Raw genomic sequence first — 19,624 nt, forward strand, 5'->3', positions numbered from 1 at the left:
GGCTCTTAAGGGAAACGAACGGCGACTGTAGTACGTCAATGTGACGTTCAGTTGGCAGAATGATGAACGCCCCTGGCACGGGGCCAGGGGCGTACGGTGCACGGCTTGTGAGGCCTGCTCAGACGGGGAGGCACCAGGCCGACCGGGGTCGAACGGCCTGGCTCGGCCGTGGGTCAGCGATCCTGCTTGCCCCGGACCGTCGCGTCCCACTGTGCGGAGTTACTGTGACCGCTGGTGCGCAGCAGCCCCAGGTCCAGGGCGTTCTCGCCCGCCGCCGCGCCCACGTTCTGGCTGACCTGGACGATCGCTGTCCCCAGGTCCACCGGCGCGTTCGACGCATCCAGGCTGACGTCCCGACGGTAGTCATGCCCACTGAGGGTTTCCTTGCTCAGCGACGCGGTCTGCAGGTCGACGGCCCCGTTGACCGATTGCAGGCGCGCGCCGACCAACGAAGTGCTGCCGCCCACGTTCAGGTCGATGCCGTTCTGGCCGTTGATCGAGGTCTGCTGCGCGACCGTGTCGCGTTGCTGGTGCGAGACATCGACCTTGATCGTCGGCGAGAAGCCTGGCTCGGCTTTGCTCAAGGCCGGCCCGACCTTGTCCAGGACCTTGCCACTGGCCGGCCCCGTCACCGCGGCCACCGCGTTGGTGTAGCCCTGTGGGTTCTTCTCCTGGCTCAGGCGTGCATCGGCCTTGACCGACAGGGCATCGACGTGGTCCTTGCGGCTGGCCACGTGCAGGTCGCCACCGACCTCGCCCGAGACCTGGCCGGCCTGTACCTGTACACCCTCCAGGCGGGTATCGCCTTGACTGAGCAGGGTGAGGCGGTCAGCGCGCAGTTGGCTGTCGACGTGGGTGCGATTGTCGCGCTTGTCCAGGTCGACCTGCAGGCGACCGTGCAGCCCTCGAGTAGCGTTGTCAGGGGTGCCAGTCTTGCTCATGGCAAAACCGGCGCCACCTGTGACGTCGAGGTTGTTACGGTGCTCGCGGCTCTCGCTCGCCTCCACCCGCAGGCCGCCGTTGGGGGCTCGAAGGTCGATCTCGCCCGCCGTCATGTGCACCCCTTGCAGGTGCACGGCCTGATCGTCGCGGGCCTGACCGGCGACCGTGACCTTGCCTTTGGCATGGACTTCGGCCACCGAAGACGTGGAACTGCGCTCATCGATGCGCCCGCTGGTGAGGTGCCCGCCCAGGCTGCCGCCGCGGGTCGCGCCCTGCTTGTAGCCCACCTCGCCACCGCCGCCGAGGGTCGAACCGCTGACCTCGTGGGTGTCGACCGCCGCCACGACCTGGGTCACGCCGCCACTGTCCAGCTCGACGCTCGCCGCAGGCCGCTCGCGTGTCCCGATGCGCAGGCCTTCCAGGCGCAGGTCGCCAGCGCTGGTGAAACTCACCTGGCCCTCGGCCTGGGCCTGGGCGACCCGTGCCTGGGTATCGGTACCCTGTCGATGGGTGCGGTCCAGGTAGCCGCGTGCTTCTGCCCCGATGTTCGTCGGGCGGTTGCCACCCTTGGCCCAGGCATTGCCGCTGAGCTGGTCGATCTGCTCGGTCTGCGTGTCGTTGGCCTGTACGACGTCGAGTTTCCCTTCGCTGCGAACCGTCACATCGCCCTGGCCCCCCTCGAAGCCACTGCCTTCGTAGCGACCGTCGCTGCCCAGCTGGATCTGCACGCCCTGGCGTCCCTGGAACAGGGCCGGGCGCGCCGTGCTGCGCTCGGTGTGCTGCGTCAGCGAGCTTCCCTTGCCGGCCACGCGCAGGTTGATGTCTTCACCGGTGCTGGTGTCCACGCGGCCGTCGCCGTCCACGGCCAGCTCGTGCACCTGCCGGCGGGTAGTGTCCTGCGCCGCGCGTGCCTGGTGGGTTTCGGCTGCCAGATCCAGTCGCCCGGCGTCGGCCTTGTACGCCGTGCCCTCGTCCAGCAGCGTGTCGGCCTCGACCTTGACCGCGCTACCGGTGTATTGGGCTACCTGGGCCTGGGTACTCGCGTCGACAATCTCACGGCGCAGATGGCCACCGGTGACGTCGCCGCCCACACTGGGCGGCGCCATGGCGTCTTCCGGGCCGGCCTGCTGGAAGCGCGCGGCCTCTTCACCGGTGACCAGGCGCTCGATCGGCCGGGTCACGTCGCGGTATTCCAGGCTGGCGCCCAGCGTGCCCTGCCAATCGGTCTGCCGCTGCGTGCGCTCATGGGTGTCGCTGACCGCCTGGTTGTCGACGGTCTTGGCCACGGCGTGTACCTGCTTGCCGGCGCTCAGGTGCGCTGCCTGGTTGACCAGGTGCGGTGTCTCGATCGTCAGGTCACCGGCCGACGTGATCGTGGTGCGTGCCACCGTGGTGTCGCGCACCTGATCGACCTGCTGGCGGCGATGGCCTTCGAAGGCACTGCTGACACGGTCGATACCGCCCCCCACGACCAGGCCGCCGCCGGTGCGTGTGGTGGTGGTTTCGCTGTCGTGTTCATCATGGCTGGCGGCCAGTGTCACCTTCTGGCCCTTGACCGTGACATCGCCGCTGTCGGTGACAAGGGTGGCCGTGTCCAGGCGCACGTCACCGGCGCCATCGAGCACGATCTCGGCGCCCTTGAGCTGGCTGCCGATGGCGGTGTCCGTGCGCGTGCGGGTGGTGGTGTCGTCGACCTCATAGCCGACGCTGGCCGCGTACTGCTTCGAGCCTGGCGTGCCGTCCTTCGCTTCGCGCGTCTGCCCGGCGCTCGCGGTGAAGCCGCGGCGTTGCTCGGTGTCGTGCTGCGTCTGGACCTGGCGTTCGGGGGTGATGTCCAGGTCACCCTTGGCCTGCAGCTCGAGGCGTTGTCCCGCCTTGAGGTGCGCGCCACGGACCTGCAGTTCGGCCTCGCTGGCCAGGCGCAGGTTGGTGTCCGACGAGACATCGCTGACCAGCACGTCCTGACGCTCCTTCTGGCTCTGGGTACGCGTGCCGAGCAGGCCGAAGACCTGGCTGTCCTTCTGCTGTCGCTGTTGACGTTGAGTGTCGACGGCGGCTTCCACCGACAAGGCGCCGCTTCGGCTGTACAGCACGGCATCTCCCTGGCTGCGTACCTGGCTGCCTTGGATGCGGACCTGATCGGCCGTGACCTCGAGTGCGCCGCCGGCCTGTACCGCGCTGCCGAAGGTGCGTTCGCCCTGGGTGTCGTCGTTGCCGCGCCCACCGAAGAACGTCCCTGACACCAGATCGCCGCGGTAAGCCTGTTCGGTCGCGGTTTGCCGCATCTTCTGCCCATCGATGGTGACCTGCCGGGCCGTGAGGCTCATGTCGCTGCGGCTGGTCACCCGACTGCCAGTCACGTTCAGTGCGTCCTGGGCGGTGAGGGTGACCCGCTGGCCGGTCAACGTGGTCGGGTTGCCCGACTCCTGATAGCGCTCGGCCTCGGTATCGCCGCGCCACAGGTGCTTGCGGTGTTTTATGCGCTCTGCAACGTGCTGGCTGTCGAGGGTCGAGCCGAGGCTCAGCTTGCCCGCGCTGTCGAGACTCAGGTCGCCACCGGCCTCGATGCGTGCGCTGCGCACGTCGAGATCGCCGCCGGACTTCAGGCGTACATCGCTGCGCGCCAGCAGCTCGGTGCCCGCGTGCGTGCGCGTGGTGAGGGTCTTGTCGCTGTCGTAGGTTTCGTAGGTGACGAACAAGGTCTTGTTCTTCCAGTTCTCCCGTTGCCGCTCGATGTCCTGCCGCATCTTGGCGTCCAGGGTCAGTGCGCCGCCGGCGCTCAGGTCGATGCGCTCGGCGCGCGCCTTGACGTCACGCATGTACAGGCCGCGCATGGCCGCCAGCACCACGTCACCCCGTTCCGTGAGCAGCTGGCCGTGCCCGGTCTGGCTGCCTTCGATCTGCAGGCCACCAGCGGAGCGCACGTCGATCCCGTCCTGGGCCTGGATGTCGGTTCTGACCATGCGTACGCCTGCCCCATCGGTGGTGCTGACGATGCGCACGCGCCCGGCGCGCATGGCACCGAACAGCGTGGCGTCCAGCTCGGTGGACGGTGCACTGGCATGCGCTGCGATGCTGCCATCGACCCTGTCGACCCGGTTACGGCCGGCGATCACGTCCAGGTCGGCCTTGGCTTCCAGGCTGCCCAGGGCCTCGATGCGTGGCGCGATCAGGGCCAGGGCGCCCTCGCGATTGGCGGCGCCCTCCTTGAGCACGGTCAGGCTGCCTTCGGCGCCCAGGGTGTCGAGGTAACGGATCCGCCCGTCTTCGAGGATCGGAGTGCCGACCAGAAAGCCCGCGCGGGTGGTGTTGATGAACTGGCCGCCATTGACCGTGATGCCATTGGGGTTGGCCAGCACGTAGTCGGCCGGACGGCCGAAGATTTCCTGCCGGCCTTCGATGAGCGACGCATTGCGGCTGACCACTTCGTTGAGGATGGTCGAGGCTGACTGGCCCTGAAACTGCGGGTTGGCCGCCAGGGCCCCGGCCAGCTGTGAATACCCCGCCTCCAGGGCATTGTTCAGCACCAGGCCAGGCTTGCCGACGTTGTAGTCGAGGAACTGGTTGTGCGACAGGCCATTGGCCGTGGGCGGCACGATATCGATGACCGGCACGCCATGGGCGTCGTTGATGAGGGGCGTGCCCCCAGGGCCCGTCGTCGCCTGCAAGGGCCCGGCGGCCAGGGCAGGGGTGCTGCCCAGGACGGCCAGGAAGATGGCCCAGCGCAAGGGGTCGGGGTGTCGGGGGGAGGTGGGTGTGTGCTGTTTCACAGGGGTCTCTCTTCTTGTTGGATGAATCACAGATCGATGCTCAGCTCGGCCACCCAGAACCCAGGTTCCAGGCTGCCTCGGCGTGGCCCGTGAGCGGACAACGCACGCTGGTGGTCCAGGCGCAGCCGCGCGTGGGGCAAATCCAGGTGCAGGCCCAGGGCGGCGCCGACCAGACGTTGTGACGGTTCGCCCTGGGCATAGCGGCTCCAGCCGACGTCCAGCCCGGCGGATGCGCGCAGGCCCACGCCCTTGAGGTCGGGTTGCCAAAGGGGATGGCTGAACGTGTTGCGCCACAGGGCGCCCGTGGCGCCGGCCACGTAGTGCTGGCGAAAGCCGCGCACGGCCAGGTCGTCGCTCAGCGCCAGCTGTTCGAGGGCAGGCAGGCGGTCGGCGCTGTACTGCAGGTTCACGAGGCTCTGCCAACGCCAGTCGGTGGGGCGTTGCCCCTGGCGCAGGTGCAGCAGGCTGGCCCGGTACTTGCGAAAGTCCGGGCGGGGCGCCTGGCGCGAAGCGCTCGGCGCGTCGGCGCCCAGGGAGGGCAACCCCTGGGACACCCCCAGCGAGGCATGCCACAGGCCTGCTTGAAGCCAGAGCAGGTCCAGGCCGACATCGAGTGTGGTCAGGCGCGTACTCTGCAACAGGGTCTTGCGCGCGTAGAGGCGATTGAGGGTGTGCTTCTGGTCGAACCGTACCGACGCATTCAGCAGACCTTGCTGGTTGCGCCACAGCATCCGGTTCACGCTCAGGCCTTGGAAGCGGCTTTCGCCCTCGGGGCGTCCAGGCGTCTGTGGCGTGGCGCGATAGGCGATACGGCTGGCCATGGCGCCGAGGGTCCATGGCCCGTAGGGCACGCTGTAGTGCAGTGCCAGGGCCTGGCTCTGACCTGCGGTGCCGGGTGGTGCAGTGGACAGCGAGACGTTGAGGGCATCGTTCAGGTGGGCGGGCGAATCCAGACTGAACCGCAGGCCCAGGCGGTGGCGTCCGACGGTCTCACTGGCGCGGTTGTCGAGCGTGCCGGACAGGTGCCAGCGTTTGCCCACGTGCTGAGGGTGCAGCACCAGCCGCGAGCCACCGGGCAGCTCGCCCGGCAACAGGTCGGCCGACAGGGTGAAGGCCGGGAGGCGGTTGAGCTGGTCGAGCCCCTGTTCGAGGTCGGGCAGGTGTAGCGGCTCGCCAAGCATGTCCGGGAACGCGCCGCGCAGCGACAGGGGCAGGCTGGGGTCGGCCAGCACGATCGACTCGACGAAGCCTTCGACGATGACGACCTGCAGCGGCTCGCCCTGGCGTGGCGTGCTGGCCAGGTAGGGGCGCGCGGCAGGGTAGCCGGCCTCGACGTAGCGTCGGGTGATGGCGGCAAGCAGCTGGTTGATGTCGGCCACGCCCGTGCAGGGACGCAGGATCGGCTGGACGGCCGCCTTCAGGGCGGCGCTCGATACGACCTGGTTGCCGCTCAGGTGCAGGCCGGGGAAGGGCCAGCAGGCACCGTCCACGTCCGCCGACGTCTCGGCTTCGGGCGTTGGCGCCGTCTGCTCGCGCTGTTGCCAGCGTTTCAGGCGCTGCTGCTGTTCGAGGGTGCGAAAGTCCGATTGCTGTTCGCGCAGCAGCTGGCTGGCCGGGTCGATGCCCAACGCCACCGAAGGCAGGGCCAGGCAGCTGACCAGGCACAGCCGCCGCAGGGCCGTGGTGTGGGTGGACGGTGTGAGAAGGAACATGCCGCAGATACCCATCGTGGTGGATCTGCGACGACTGTAAAAAGCGGGGCGCGTGGGCGATGCCGTCCCGGGCCGAGAAACGTGTCGGCCAGGGGCGAGGGATCAGGTAGGGGGGTTCTGGAGACTTTTCCTACATCCTAGGACGTCAAGGACGAATCTCGATCAGCGTCCCATCCTTGACCAGGCTCCAGACCTCGCGCATGTCGTCATTGCGCATGGCGATGCAGCCTTCGGTCCAGTCCAGGGTGTGGAAGTACCACTCCGGGTACTGCGCGTCGATCGGCGTGCCGTGGATCATGATCATGCCGCCGGCCGGAACACCCTCACGGGTGGCACGGGCCGCATCGCTGATGTTGGGGTAGGAGATGTGCATGGCCAGGTTGTAGCGATCGCTGACCTTGCGCCAGTCGATCCAGTACAGCCCTTCGGGCGTGCGCTTGTCGCCTTCCTGCAGCTTGGGGCCGTTGGGCCGCTTGCCCAGCGAGATGCGGTAGGTCTTGAGCGGCTCGCCCCGGCTGATCAGCTGCAGACGGCGCTCGGACTTGATCACCAGCACCTTGTCCACCACGCGTTGGGTGACCTGGGCGGGCACGGTGGCCGGTGCCTGTCCCGGAGCGGGCAGGGGCTTGCGAATGAGGGTTTCGGTAAAGGCCGCCTGGGACAGGCTGGCGAAACCGACGCAGAGCAGGGCGAGCAACCAACGCATGGAGCGATCCTGTGGAACTAGCTATGGGGTGAGGCGAGCTGCATCGGCGGCAGGTATTCGTTGCCGATGGGGTAATGCTGCGTGAGGCGGTCACGATAATAGCATTGCAGGGTGCGTGTCACGGTGCGGAACGCCAAGTGCGACCAAGGGATCTCGTGTTCCTCGAACAGCCTGACTTCCAGGCTCTCGACGCCGATGGCGAAGTCCGTGTCGGCCAGCTCGGCGCGGAAGAACACGTGCACCTGGTTGATGTGCGGCAGGTCGAACAGCTGGTACAGCGCCATCTCGCCGACGCGTGCGCAGGCCTCCTCGACGGTCTCGCGACGAGCGGCCTGTTCGAGGGTCTCGCCGTTTTCCATGAAGCCGGCCGGCAGCGTCCAGTAGCCATGTCGCGGCTCGATGGCGCGACGGCACAACAGGACGCGGCCTTCGTGGGTCGGCAACACCCCGGCGACGATGTTCGGGTTCTGGTAGTGGATGGTATGGCAATGCTCGCAGACATACCGCAGGCGGGTATCGCCCTCGGGAATACGCTGGATGACCGGTTGACCGCACGCGCTGCAGAAATTCATGTCTGGCTTCCTGGTGGATGCCGCTATCTTGGCGTGCCGGTGCGGTGCGCCGCAAGTCGTGGCAGGGCTTGGGTTGCGTCATGGCTTTGGTGCATGATGCAGACAGGCCTTGATTCGAGACTGCGTGATGCTGGATGAGCTTGTTCGCCGGATGAGCACCCACACCCCCGGCACCCTGACCACCGACCGCCGCCTTCCGGAGGCTGCGGTGCTGCTGCCCATCACCCGTGGCGAGGAGCCGGAGCTGGTGCTGACCCTGCGTGCCAAGGGGTTGTCGACCCATGGCGGTGAAGTGGCGTTCCCGGGCGGTCGACGTGACCCTGAAGACCCGGACCTGATCTTCACCGCCCTGCGCGAGGCCCATGAGGAAATCGGACTGCCACCCGGCCTGGTGGAAGTGCTCGGCCCGCTGAGCCCCTTGATCTCCCTGCATGGCCTGAAGGTGACACCCTTCGTCGGGGTGATTCCGGACTATGTCGACTACGAAGCCAACGATGCCGAGATCGCGGCGGTGTTCAGCGTGCCGCTGGCGTTCTTCCGTGAGCCGCCCCAGGAGCACACGCACCGGGTCGATGCCCAGGGTCGGCATTGGTACGTGCCCAGTTACCGCTTCGGCGAGTACCGGATCTGGGGCCTGACCGCGATCATGATCGTCGAGCTGGTGAACCTGCTCTTCGATGCCGACATCGGCCTGCACCGGCCGCCTGCGCACTTCATCGAGATTTGACCGGCGTGCTTTTCCCTGCCGATTGCGAGGATTTTTCATGAACTACCGCCTTGGCGACCTGCGTGTCGACACCCACCCCAGCAGCTGGACCGCCCCAGGCGCGATCCTGATCGGCAAGGTCCGCCTGCAGGCGCAGGCCAGCGTCTGGTTCGGCGCCGTGTTGCGCGGCGACAACGAGCTGATCGACATTGGCGAGGACAGCAACGTCCAGGACGGTGCGGTCCTGCACACCGATCCGGGTTCGCCGCTGACCCTGGGGCGTGGCGTGACCATCGGCCACAAGGCCATGCTGCACGGGTGTCACGTGGGCGACTACAGCCTGATCGGCATCAATGCGGTGATTCTCAACGGGGCGCGTATCGGCAAGCATTGCATCATCGGCGCCAATGCCCTGATTCCCGAAGGGCGGGAAATCCCCGACGGCTCGCTGGTGGTCGGCTCGCCGGGCAAGGTCGTGCGTACCCTGAGCGATGCCCAGATGCGCCTGCTCGAAGCCAGCGCCGCGCATTACGTGGCCAATGCCCAACGCTATGCGCGCGACCTCGCGCCCCAGGAGGACTGAGCATGGAGGTCAAGGAACGGCCGGTCGCCTCGCCCTGCGTGAGCATCTGCGCACTGGACGAGCAGGACATCTGCACCGGCTGCCAGCGCAACGTCGATGAAATCACGCGGTGGTCGCGCATGGACAATGCCGAGCGCCGCCAGGTCCTGGCCCTGTGTCATACGCGTGCCCTCGAGGCCGGGCTGATCCTCGGCTAGCCAGGCTTGGCCGAGGGCAGCGACTCACGTACCCTGTGCGACCTGTCCGACGGTCCTGCTCATGTTCTATCTTCTTGCCTATGTCAGCAGCGTGGTGCTGATCAACTACGCGTTTTCCAGTGCGCCGCACCTGGACGTCATCTGGTCCGCCTGGGGCGGGTTGGTGTTCGTCCTGCGCGACATGGTCCAGACCCGCTACGGCCATGGCGCATTGCTGGCCATGCTGGCAGCGCTGGTGCTGTCCTACGTCACCTCCGAGCCGGCCATCGCCCTGGCCAGCGCCACCGCGTTCTTCGTCTCCGAGCTGATCGACTGGCTGGTGTTCAGCGTCACCCGCCGGCCTCTGCGTGACCGGCTGTGGTTGAGCTCGGCACTGAGCATCCCGGTCGACACCTTCATCTTCTTCGGCATGATCGGTGCCCTGACCCCAGCGGTGGCTGGCACGGCGCTGCTGTCGAAGTTCGCGGGCGTGACCGCCGTGTGGCTGATCATGAGCTGGCGCGACCGGCGCAGTGCCCTGGCCAACTCCTGAGTCACAGGCCGGCACCGTTCCGCTTCTGCTTGCAGCTCAAAGCGTGCAGCCCTTCACCCCCCAAACCAGAACGTCAGGTGTAAACTACCGGTCCTTTTCAGCGGCGGGCCCCAGCGGTCCGCCCCGCACGCTTTCGAGGACCTGAGATGACGACCCGTATCGGAACCCCCTTGTCGCCTACCGCGACCCGTGTACTGCTCTGTGGCTGTGGTGAACTGGGCAAGGAGGTGGTCATCGAGCTGCAGCGCCTGGGCGTCGAAGTGATCGGTGTGGACCGCTACGCCGATGCGCCCGCCATGCAGGTCGCCCACCGCAGCCATGTCATCGACATGCTCGACGGCGCCGCGCTGCGCGCAGTCATCGAGGCCGAGAAGCCGCACTACATCGTGCCGGAGATCGAAGCCATCGCCACCGCGACGCTGGTGGAACTGGAAAGCGAAGGCTTCAACGTGGTGCCCACGGCGCGTGCCACGCAACTGACCATGAACCGTGAAGGCATCCGCCGCCTGGCCGCCGAAGAACTGGACCTGCCTACTTCACCGTACCATTTCGCCGACACCTTCGAAGACTATGCGCGTGCCGTGGCCGACCTGGGCTACCCGTGCGTGGTCAAGCCGGTGATGAGTTCGTCGGGCAAGGGCCAGAGCCTGCTGCGCAGCGAAGGCGATCTCGAGAAGGCCTGGCAGTACGCCCAGGAAGGCGGCCGTGCAGGCAAGGGGCGGGTGATCGTCGAAGGCTTCATCGACTTCGACTACGAAATCACCCTGCTGACCGTGCGCCATGTGGGCGGCACCACCTTCCTGGCCCCGGTCGGTCATCGTCAGGAAGGCGGCGACTACCAGGAATCGTGGCAGCCCCAGGCCATGAGCCCCAAGGCCCTGGCCGAGTCCGAGCGGGTGGCCAAGGCGGTCACCGAGGCGTTGGGTGGGCGTGGGCTGTTCGGCGTCGAACTGTTCGTCAAGGGCGATCAGGTCTGGTTCAGCGAAGTGTCGCCACGGCCCCATGACACCGGCCTGGTCACCCTGATTTCCCAGGACCTGTCCCAGTTCGCCCTGCATGCCCGGGCCATTCTTGGCCTGCCGATTCCGGTGGTGCGCCAGTTCGGCCCATCGGCCTCGGCGGTGATCCTGGTGGAAGGGCAGTCGAGCCAGACGGCATTCGCCAACCTCGGCGCGGCCCTGGCCGAACCCGATACCGCGCTCCGCCTGTTCGGCAAGCCGGAGGTCAAGGGTCAGCGGCGCATGGGCGTGTGCCTGGCCCGGGACGAATCGATCGAGGCGGCCCGCGCCAAGGCGACCCGCGCATCGCAGGCGGTGTCTGTAGAGCTTTAAGAAACGATCAGTGGGTGCCGGACGCACGAGCCTCCCGGCAGGCGGCACCCACCGGGTTGGGTGAGCCTGCCCGCGATTGCCTCCCCCGAGTCACCGTCTGCATCGCGGGCAAGCCCGCACAAGCTGCTTGCGCAGTGAGGCCCATATTGATGGCTGCAGAGGTCTGGGTGGGAGCTGGCTTGCCAGCGATAGGGCCCTGCCAGGCGCTGCATGCGGTCGGGCATGTACCGAGTAGAAAAGACAGTTGCTCCCACAGGCGGCTTTGCCGTCATGTGGGTGCCTGCTCGAAATGGATATCTATGGAAGTCTGTCCGCCGCCTTGGCGCTGCGCTGTCGCGCAGAGAACATGGCGATAGCTGGCAGGATCCGAAGCTTCATTGCTGATCGATTTAAGGGCCGCCTTGCGGCCCATCGCGGCACTGGGGCCGCTCCTACACCCGTAGCCCCACTGCGGCGTTGCAGGCTATCGCGGTCACCTGTAGGAGCGGCCCCTGCCGGGGCGCCGGACCGGCCGCGATTGGGCCCGCAGGGCCCACAAAGCAGTCAATGCGGTGGAGCAGAAAAGGACAATGCCTCCCCCAGCGCGCGCGCACCCCGTTCATCCTGGCAACCCCCCTTGCGAGAGGCCGCCTGACCCGCCTGCCGCTCAGAGCGCCCGATCCCGTGTTTCCTTCAGGCACATCACCGCCACCAAGCTGATCACCGCCGCGCCCGACACGTACCCGCCGACCCAGCTCAACCCACCCAGGCTGACCAGCTTCTGCGCGAAGAACGGGGCTGCCGAGGCGCCGACGATTCCACCCAGGTTGTAGGCGGCAGAAGCACCGGTGTAGCGCACGTGGGTCGGGAACAGCTCGGGCAGCAGGGCGCCCATCGGTGCGAAGGTTACGCCCATCAGGAACAGCTCCAGCGCCAGGAACGCCGCCACGCCCATGCTCGAGCCGGACGTCAGCATCGGCTCCATGGCAAAGCCCGACGCGACTGCCAGCACGCCACCGATCATCAGCACCGGCTTGCGCCCGTAACGGTCGCTGAGCCACGCCGACAAAGGGGTGGCCAGGGCCATGAAGATCACCGCGAAGCACAGCATCGCCAGGAAGCCCTCCCGGGTATAGCCCAGGGTCGAGACACCGTAGCTCAGGGAAAACACCGTGGAGATGTAGAACAGCGCATAGCACACCACCATGGCCATGGCCCCCAGCAGCATCGGCTGCCAGTAGTGGGCAAACAGCTCGACCACCGGCAGCTTCACGCGCTCCTGGCGGGCGACGGCCTTGGCGAACACCGGGCTTTCCTCGAGCTTGAGGCGCACGTACAAACCCACCAGCACCAAGGCTGCGCTGAGCAGGAACGGAATACGCCAGCCCCAGTCGCGGAATTGCTCGTCGCTCAGCACCAGGGCCAGCGTCAGGAACAGACCGTTGGCGGCCAGGAAGCCGATGGATGGGCCCAGTTGCGGGAACATGCCGAACCAGGCGCGCTTGCCTGCCGGAGCGTTCTCGGTCGCCAGCAGGGCCGCGCCGCCCCATTCGCCGCCCAGGCCCAGGCCTTGGCCGAAGCGCAGCAGACACAGGATCACCGGCGCCCACAGGCCGATGCTGTCATAGCCCGGCAGTACGCCGATCAAGGTAGTCGAGACCCCCATCAGCAGCAGCGAGGCAACCAGCGTCGACTTGCGTCCGATGCGGTCGCCAAAGTGCCCGAACAGCGCCGAACCCAGCGGCCGCGCCAGAAAGGCGATGCCGAAGGTCATGAACGCCGCCAGCATCTGGGCGGTGCCTGAGCCCGAGGGGAAGAACACCGGCCCGATCACCAGGGCCGCCGCCGTGGCGTAGACGTAGAAGTCGTAGAACTCGATGGCGGTGCCGATGAAGCTGGCGGTGGCCACGCGGGCAGGAGAATTCACCGGCGCGGTCGGCGCGGTGGAGGCGAACGTGTCGCTGGAAGTCATGGCATCGATCCCTGGCAGTCTGGTGCTTCATGGCCTGCGCAGGCGCGCAGGCTGGAGCCTGTTCTTGTGATTCGACGTCTCGACGGGCGGGGCCGGATGGGGCCGGGAGGGCAGCGCTCAGGATGGCGAGGCGATGCCGCAGGTACGTCGAGCCGTGGACTGGCCGCTGACCCCCAGGCGCGGGTAGCAGGGGGGCGGCAGGGCTGGGTAAGCGTGGCTCGAGTATAGCTAGCGGGTCAGGGTCCAGGCCAGCACCTTGCTGGCGCGGTTGTCTTCGGTCTCGAGGATCTCCAGGCGATAACGCCCGACCTTCAGGCACACGGCGCTGGCCGGAATGCTTTCCAGCGCTTCGGTGACCAGCCCGTTGAGGGTCTTGGGCCCGCCATCGCAGGGCAGGTGCCAGCCCAGGCTGCGGTTGATCTCGCGCAGCGAAGCCACGCCATCGATGACGTAGCGCCCATCGGCCTGGGGGTGGACGTGGGGGTTGTCCAGCCCGTGCTCGTCCTCGAACTCGCCGACGATCTCTTCCAGGATGTCTTCGAGCGTGACCAGGCCCAGCACATCGCCATACTCGTCCACCACCAGGCCCAGGCGGCGCTGTTGCTTGTGGAAATTGAGCAGTTGCTGCTGCAGCGGCGTGCCTTCGGGGATGAAGTAGGGCTCGTGGCAGGCCGCCTTCATCTGCTCGACGGTCAGGCTGTCGGTCCTGAGCAGGTGCTCGATGGTCTTGCGGTTGAGCACCGCCTGCACCTGGTTGATGTCGGCGTGGTAGACCGGCAGGCGGGTATGGGTGGTGCGCTGGAGCTGGGCGGTGATCGCCTCGATCGGGTCGTCGAGGTTGATACCGTCGACCTCATGGCGCGGAATCAGGATGTCGTCGACGGTGATGCGCTGCAGGGCCCGCAGCCCCTCGAACAGGTCGGCGCGTGACGGTTCGTTGCGCGGCGGCTCCTCGAGCGCATCGTGCTGTTCGACCTGCGCAGGGTGGGCGACCGGCCCGCGCTGGAACGGCCGCAGCAACAGGCGCGCGCAGCCATCGAGCAGGCAGGCCAGCGGCTGGACGATCAGCAGCGGCAGGCGCAGCAGGCTGTGGCCCAGGCTCAGCAAGGCCCGAGGGTGACGGAGGGCCAGGCGTCGCGGCAGGTAGTCGGTGAGCACCAGCAGGGCCAGGGTCGCCCCCAGGCCGGCCAGCCAGAAGCCCTGGGCCGGTGCCTGGCGCTGGCCGATCAGCAGCGCGCTGCCCAGGACCAGCAGACGTCCCAGGCCGGCGCACAGGATCAGCGCGCGCACGGACAGTCGCGGTACGTCAGGGGAGGCGTCGGGCGAGGCCGTCGTGACCTGCCGCTGCGCCGCCTCGGCCGCGCTGAACAGCATCGACCACAACAGGGCCAGGACCAGAAGGGCGATCAACGGATCGAGCGTGGGAGCGTCCATGATGAGCGATCAGATGTGCAGGATGAATTCACGTACCAGCTTGCTGCCGAAGTACGCCAGCATTAGCAGGCAGAACCCGGCCAGTGTCCAGCGGATCGCCTTGTGCCCGCGCCAGCCCAGTCGATGGCGCCCCAGCAGCAGGACGCTGAACACCACCCAGGCGATGCACGACAGCGAGGTCTTGTGCACCAGGTGCTGAGCGAACAGGTTGTCCAGGAACAGCCAGCCGGAGATCAGTGACAGCGTGAGCAGCCCCCAGCCGGCCCACAGGAAGCCGAACAGCAGGCTTTCCATGGTCTGCAGGGGCGGGAAGTTGCGGATCAACCCCGAGGGATGCTTGTGCTTGAGCTGGCGGTCCTGCAGCAGCAGGAGCAGGGACTGGAACATCGCCATGGTGAACAGCCCATAGGCGAGGATCGACAACAGGATGTGCGCCAGGATGCCCGGTTGCTCGTTGACCAGCGGCACGGTGCCCGGCGGCGCGAACTGCGACAGCAGCGCGGTGATGGCGCCCAGCGGGAACAGCAACAGCAGCAGGTTCTCCACCGGGATGCGCAGGCAGGCCAGCAGGGTCAGGGCGATGACGGCAGTGGCGATCAGGCTGGCGGCGCTGAAGAAGTCCAGGCTCAGGCCCAAGGGGGTGAGCAGCTGGAAGAACAGGGCGATGCCCTGGGCCACGACGGCGATGCCCCCCAGTGCGCCGAGCAGCCGCTTGTCGGCACGCGTGCCCTTGGCCAGGCAGGTGCCCTGATGGAACGCGGCGATGGCGTACAGGCAGGCGGCGATCAGATTGGGGATGAGGCTGGGTGAGGAGAGCATAAGTCCTGGTAGGCAAGCCCTAAAGGCCGGAGTTTGGCATAGAACGCGCTCGCCTAGGAAGCCTGCCGGCCAGTCGGCGCCGGGACAGGCGGCGAGCGCCGTTCGGCATCGGCGCGCTGTCCGGGCAGGTGGGCGACGGCGCCAGTCTTGGTTATACTCGCCGGCTTGTTGCGCCCCCCGCGTGTCGTCTGCCGCCCCGGCGCCTGAAAATCTCGGCTCGCCAGCCTGAAAGGATCACCATGTTCGAAAACCTGACCGACCGCCTGTCACAGACGCTGCGCCATGTCACCGGCAAGGCCAAGCTGACCGAAGACAACATCAAGGACACCTTGCGCGAAGTGCGCATGGCCCTGCTCGAAGCCGACGTCGCGCTGCCGGTGGTCAAGGATTTCGTCAACAGCGTCAAGGAACGTGCGGTCGGCACCGAAGTGTCGCGCAGCCTGACGCCGGGCCAGGCCTTCGTGAAGATCGTCCAGGCCGAACTCGAAAGCCTGATGGGCGCCGCCAACGAAGAGCTGGCGCTCAACGCCGCGCCACCGGCGGTGGTGCTGATGGCCGGCCTGCAGGGTGCGGGCAAGACCACCACGGCGGGCAAGCTGGCCAAGCTGCTCAAGGAGCGCAAGAAGAAGTCGGTCATGGTGGTCTCGGCCGACGTCTACCGTCCGGCGGCGATCAAGCAGCTCGAGACCCTGGCCAACGACATCGGCGTGACCTTCTTCCCGTCCGACATCAGCCAGAAGCCGGTGGCCATCGCCGAGGCGGCGATTCGCGAAGCCAAGCTCAAGTACATCGACGTGGTGATCGTCGACACCGCCGGCCGTCTGCACGTCGACGCCGACATGATGGACGAGATCAAGGCGCTGCACGCCGCGGTCAAGCCGGTCGAGACCCTGTTCGTGGTCGACGCCATGACCGGCCAGGACGCCGCCAACACGGCCAAGGCCTTCGGCGATGCGCTGCCGCTGACCGGCGTGATCCTCACCAAGGTCGACGGTGACGCCCGTGGCGGTGCCGCACTGTCGGTACGCGCCATCACCGGCAAGCCGATCAAGTTCATCGGCATGGGCGAGAAGAGCGACGCGCTCGAACCGTTCCACCCCGAGCGGATCGCCTCGCGGATTCTCGGCATGGGCGACATGCTCAGCCTGATCGAGCAGGCCGAGCAGACCCTGGACAAGACCAAGGCCGACAAGCTCGCCAAGAAGCTCAAGAAAGGCAAGGGCTTCGACCTGGAAGACTTCCGCGACCAGCTTCAGCAGATGAAGAACATGGGCGGCCTGGGTGGCCTGATGGACAAGCTGCCGAGCATCGGCGGCATGAACCTGTCGCAGATGGGCAATGCCCAGGGCGCGGCCGAGAAGCAGTTCAAGCAGATGGAGGCGATCATCAACTCCATGACCCCGGCCGAGCGCCGCGACCCCGACGTCATCAGCGGGTCGCGCAAGCGCCGCATCGCCTTGGGTTCCGGCACCCAGGTGCAGGACGTCGGCCGTCTGATCAAGCAGCACAAGCAGATGCAGAAGATGATGAAGAAGTTCTCCACCAAGGGCGGCATGTCGAAGATGATGCGCGGCCTGGGGGGGATGCTGCCAGGCGGCGGCAACATGCCCAAGCTCTGACCCGATTCAGGTCGGTCGCGGGCGCCGCGATCGACCGGAAATCCCCGCCCCGGCGGGGCCATTGCCGCTTTTGCGAGCGGCGTAACCGGCAGGTCCGGACGCAGGCGAACGGCCTTTTTTCCAAAAGGCGTTTGCAAAAGCCCGTATATTCCCTGAGAATATGCGGCCTTTTGGGCACCCGTGCCCACTGTGCATTCAGATTTGCAGCACCGACTACAGGAACGATGTTCACATGGTAACCATCCGTCTTGCCCGTGGCGGCTCCAAAAAGCGCCCATTCTACCACCTGACCGTGACCAACAGCCGTAACGCCCGTGATGGCCGTTTCGTCGAGCGTATCGGTTTCTTCAACCCGATCGCAGCTGGCGGCGAAGTTCGTCTGTCGGTCGATCAGGAACGTGCTACCTACTGGCTGAGCCAGGGTGCGCAGCCGTCTGAGCGTGTTGCTCAGCTGCTGAAGGACGCTGCCAAGGCCGCTGCCTGAGCACTATGAACGCGACGCCAGAAAACGCGGACGACCTGATCGTCGTCGGCAAGATCTTTTCGGTTCACGGCGTTCGCGGCGAGGTGAAGGTGTATTCCTTTACCGATCCGATTGAAAACCTGTTGGATTATCCCCGCTGGACGCTTCGGCACGAAGGCGTGGTAAAGCAGGCAGAGCTGGTCAGCGGTCGTCCCTCGCAAAAGGGATTGGTCGTCAAGCTCAAGGGCCTCGACGATCGTGATGAAGCACGTCTTCTGAGCGGTTACGACATCTGTGTCGAACGAAGCCTTTTGCCCAACCTGACCGACGGCGAGTACTACTGGTACCAGCTGGTGGGTCTGAGTGTCATCAACCAGGACGAACACCTGTTCGGCAAGGTCGATCACCTGTTGGAGACCGGCGCGAACGATGTACTGGTGGTGCGGCCCTGCGCAGGCAGCCTGGACGATCGCGAACGCTTGTTGCCCTACACGGCGCAATGCGTGCAAGCCATCGATCTGGATGCAGGCGTGATGCGGGTCGACTGGGACGCGGACTTCTGACCGATGGGTAACCTTCGCGTCGATGTGGTCACGTTGTTCCCCGAGATGTTCTCGGCCATCACGGCGTACGGCATTACCAGCCGCGCGGTGAAACAGGGGTTGCTCGAAGTGACCTGCTGGAACCCGCGGGACTACACCACGGACCGACACCACACGGTGGACGATCGGCCCTTCGGTGGCGGCCCTGGCATGGTGATGAAGATCAAGCCTCTGGAAGATGCCCTGGCCAGCGCCAGGCAAGCGACCGGAGCACAGGCGAAGGTGATCTACCTGTCGCCGCAAGGCCGCAAGCTGACACAGCAGGCGGTCAAGGACCTGGCGCAAGAAGGATCGTTGATCCTGATCGCCGGTCGTTACGAAGGCATCGACGAGCGTTTCATCGAGACGCATGTCGATGAGGAGTGGTCGGTTGGCGACTATGTTCTGTCCGGTGGCGAGCTGCCGGCCATGGTGCTGATCGATGCGGTTACACGACTGCTGCCCGGAGCTTTAGGGCATGTGGACTCGGCGGAAGAGGATTCCTTTACCGACGGTCTGCTGGACTGCCCGCACTACACCCGACCTGAGGTGTATGCGGATCGGCGTGTACCCGACGTGTTGCTCAGTGGCAACCATGCACACATCCGGCGTTGGCGAATGAAGCAATCCCTCGGGAGAACCTTCGAGCGACGCGCCGATCTTCTGGAAAGTCGCTCGCTTTCTGGAGAAGAGAACAAGCTGCTCGAGGAATATCTCCGCGAGCGGGACGATAGTTAAACGTATCGATGGTGGATCGAACATCCGCCTTAGGAGCACAGCATGACCAACAAGATCATCCAGCAGCTCGAAGCCGAGCAGATGAGCAAGGAAATCCCGACCTTCGCACCCGGCGACACCGTTGTCGTCCAGGTAAAAGTGAAGGAAGGTGAGCGTTCCCGTCTGCAGGCATTCGAAGGTGTCGTGATCGCCAAGCGTAACCGCGGTCTGAACAGCGCCTTCACCGTGCGCAAGATCTCCAGCGGCGTTGGCGTCGAGCGTACCTTCCAGACCTACAGCCCGCAGATCGACAGCCTGGCCGTGAAACGTCGTGGTGACGTGCGTAAAGCCAAGCTGTACTATCTCCGCGACCTGTCCGGCAAAGCCGCTCGCATCAAGGAAAAACTGTCCTGAGTGCAGTTTGACCGGTGGCCCTGGCCACCTCGCGAGACAAAAAGCAGCCTTCGGGCTGCTTTTTTGCTATGTGCCCCTCCCGTTTTCGTGAAGCGATGCCATGACGACCCGTGACCATGAAATCCAGCGCCGTACCGAAGCCTCGGTCACGCGCGTGACCAAGGCGGTATTCCCGTCCACCACCAATCACCACAACACCTTGTTCGGCGGCACGGCCCTGGCCTGGATGGACGAAGTCTCGTTCATCGCCGCGACCCGTTTCTGCCGATTGCCCTTGGTGACGGTGTCGACCGATCGCATCGACTTCAAGCACCCGATCGCCGCCGGCTCCATCGTCGAGCTGGTCGGGACGGTGATCAAGGTCGGCAACACCAGCCTGCAGGTGGAGGTCGAGGTCTTCGTCGAGGACATGTACGTGGACGGGCGCGAGCGGGCGATCCACGGCGTGTTCAGCTTCGTGGCCATCGACGAGGACAAGCGGCCCGTGCCGGTGTTGCCGGTGGGGGAGTGAGCCGCAAGCCATAAGCCATAAGCCATAAGCTGCAAGCTGCAAGCTGCAAGCTGGACTGCGGCGC

The 19,624-nt window shown here is 66.2% G+C and carries 18 protein-coding genes; 11 read left to right on the forward strand and 7 right to left on the reverse strand.

Annotated elements, in window-relative coordinates; genetic code table 11:
- Positions 1-173: 173 nt before the first annotated feature.
- From APT63_04570 to APT63_04585, 4 genes are all read right to left on the reverse strand, one after another.
- Positions 174-4,712, reverse strand: coding sequence for a filamentous hemagglutinin (locus APT63_04570; GenBank protein ID AMA44949.1), 4,539 nt, complete (start codon positions 4,710-4,712; stop codon positions 174-176).
- 26 nt (positions 4,713-4,738) lie between these two features.
- Entirely contained in the window at positions 4,739-6,424 is a 1,686-nt protein-coding gene (locus tag APT63_04575; protein ID AMA44950.1) for a TPS family activation/secretion protein, read from the reverse strand.
- A gap of 145 nt (positions 6,425-6,569) precedes the next feature.
- The gene (locus tag APT63_04580) at positions 6,570-7,130 is read right to left on the reverse strand and encodes a hypothetical protein (protein ID AMA44951.1); all 561 of its coding nucleotides are present in this window, start codon (positions 7,128-7,130) and stop codon (positions 6,570-6,572) included.
- A gap of 17 nt (positions 7,131-7,147) precedes the next feature.
- Entirely contained in the window at positions 7,148-7,702 is a 555-nt protein-coding gene (locus APT63_04585) for an ADP-ribose pyrophosphatase (protein ID AMA44952.1), read from the reverse strand.
- 127 nt (positions 7,703-7,829) lie between these two features.
- Between APT63_04585 and APT63_04590 the strand changes: the two genes are divergently transcribed.
- From APT63_04590 to purT, 5 genes are all read left to right on the forward strand, one after another.
- Entirely contained in the window at positions 7,830-8,429 is a 600-nt protein-coding gene (locus tag APT63_04590; GenBank protein ID AMA44953.1) for a coenzyme A pyrophosphatase, read from the forward strand.
- Between the two features lie 37 nt (positions 8,430-8,466).
- A complete protein-coding gene (locus APT63_04595) occupies positions 8,467-8,991 on the forward strand; it encodes a gamma carbonic anhydrase family protein (protein ID AMA44954.1) in 525 nt (174 codons plus the stop codon).
- A gap of 2 nt (positions 8,992-8,993) precedes the next feature.
- Positions 8,994-9,188 (forward strand): Fe-S protein, encoded by a 195-nt coding sequence (locus tag APT63_04600; protein AMA44955.1) that lies wholly within the window; start codon positions 8,994-8,996, stop codon positions 9,186-9,188.
- Positions 9,189-9,249: 61 nt separating this feature from the next.
- Positions 9,250-9,720 carry a preQ0 transporter gene (locus APT63_04605; GenBank protein AMA44956.1) on the forward strand — a complete coding sequence of 157 codons (471 nt, stop codon included), beginning with the start codon at positions 9,250-9,252 and terminating at the stop codon, positions 9,718-9,720.
- Between the two features lie 146 nt (positions 9,721-9,866).
- Complete coding sequence (gene purT / locus APT63_04610) at positions 9,867-11,051, forward strand: phosphoribosylglycinamide formyltransferase (GenBank protein ID AMA44957.1); 1,185 nt, start codon at positions 9,867-9,869, stop codon at positions 11,049-11,051.
- Between the two features lie 646 nt (positions 11,052-11,697).
- Here the strand turns inward: purT and APT63_04615 are convergent.
- The 3 genes from APT63_04615 to APT63_04625 all read right to left on the reverse strand — a co-directional run bounded on the left by APT63_04615 (position 11,698) and on the right by APT63_04625 (position 15,255).
- Positions 11,698-13,002 carry an MFS transporter gene (locus APT63_04615; GenBank protein AMA44958.1) on the reverse strand — a complete coding sequence of 435 codons (1,305 nt, stop codon included), beginning with the start codon at positions 13,000-13,002 and terminating at the stop codon, positions 11,698-11,700.
- Positions 13,003-13,230: 228 nt separating this feature from the next.
- A complete protein-coding gene (locus tag APT63_04620) occupies positions 13,231-14,436 on the reverse strand; it encodes a transporter (GenBank protein ID AMA44959.1) in 1,206 nt (401 codons plus the stop codon).
- A 9-nt stretch (positions 14,437-14,445) separates the two neighbouring features.
- Entirely contained in the window at positions 14,446-15,255 is an 810-nt protein-coding gene (locus APT63_04625) for a cytochrome C assembly protein (protein AMA44960.1), read from the reverse strand.
- Positions 15,256-15,494: 239 nt separating this feature from the next.
- Here APT63_04625 and APT63_04630 point away from each other — a divergent pair, with 239 nt between their 5' ends.
- The 6 genes from APT63_04630 to APT63_04655 all read left to right on the forward strand — a co-directional run bounded on the left by APT63_04630 (position 15,495) and on the right by APT63_04655 (position 19,560).
- Positions 15,495-16,874: an RNA-binding protein gene (locus APT63_04630; protein ID AMA44961.1), complete on the forward strand. Its 1,380-nt coding sequence runs from the start codon at positions 15,495-15,497 to the stop codon at positions 16,872-16,874.
- Positions 16,875-17,106: 232 nt separating this feature from the next.
- Complete coding sequence (gene rpsP / locus APT63_04635; GenBank protein ID AMA44962.1) at positions 17,107-17,358, forward strand: 30S ribosomal protein S16; 252 nt, start codon at positions 17,107-17,109, stop codon at positions 17,356-17,358.
- A 5-nt stretch (positions 17,359-17,363) separates the two neighbouring features.
- Positions 17,364-17,900 carry a ribosome maturation factor RimM gene (locus APT63_04640; protein AMA44963.1) on the forward strand — a complete coding sequence of 179 codons (537 nt, stop codon included), beginning with the start codon at positions 17,364-17,366 and terminating at the stop codon, positions 17,898-17,900.
- Between the two features lie 3 nt (positions 17,901-17,903).
- Entirely contained in the window at positions 17,904-18,656 is a 753-nt protein-coding gene (locus APT63_04645; GenBank protein ID AMA44964.1) for a tRNA (guanine-N1)-methyltransferase, read from the forward strand.
- 42 nt (positions 18,657-18,698) lie between these two features.
- Entirely contained in the window at positions 18,699-19,049 is a 351-nt protein-coding gene (locus tag APT63_04650; GenBank protein ID AMA44965.1) for a 50S ribosomal protein L19, read from the forward strand.
- A gap of 100 nt (positions 19,050-19,149) precedes the next feature.
- Complete coding sequence (locus APT63_04655; protein AMA44966.1) at positions 19,150-19,560, forward strand: acyl-CoA thioesterase; 411 nt, start codon at positions 19,150-19,152, stop codon at positions 19,558-19,560.
- Positions 19,561-19,624 lie beyond the last annotated feature (64 nt).

Source organism: Pseudomonas monteilii (assembly GCA_001534745.1).
In the GTDB taxonomy this organism is placed as follows: Bacteria; Pseudomonadota; Gammaproteobacteria; order Pseudomonadales; family Pseudomonadaceae; genus Aquipseudomonas; species Aquipseudomonas alabamensis.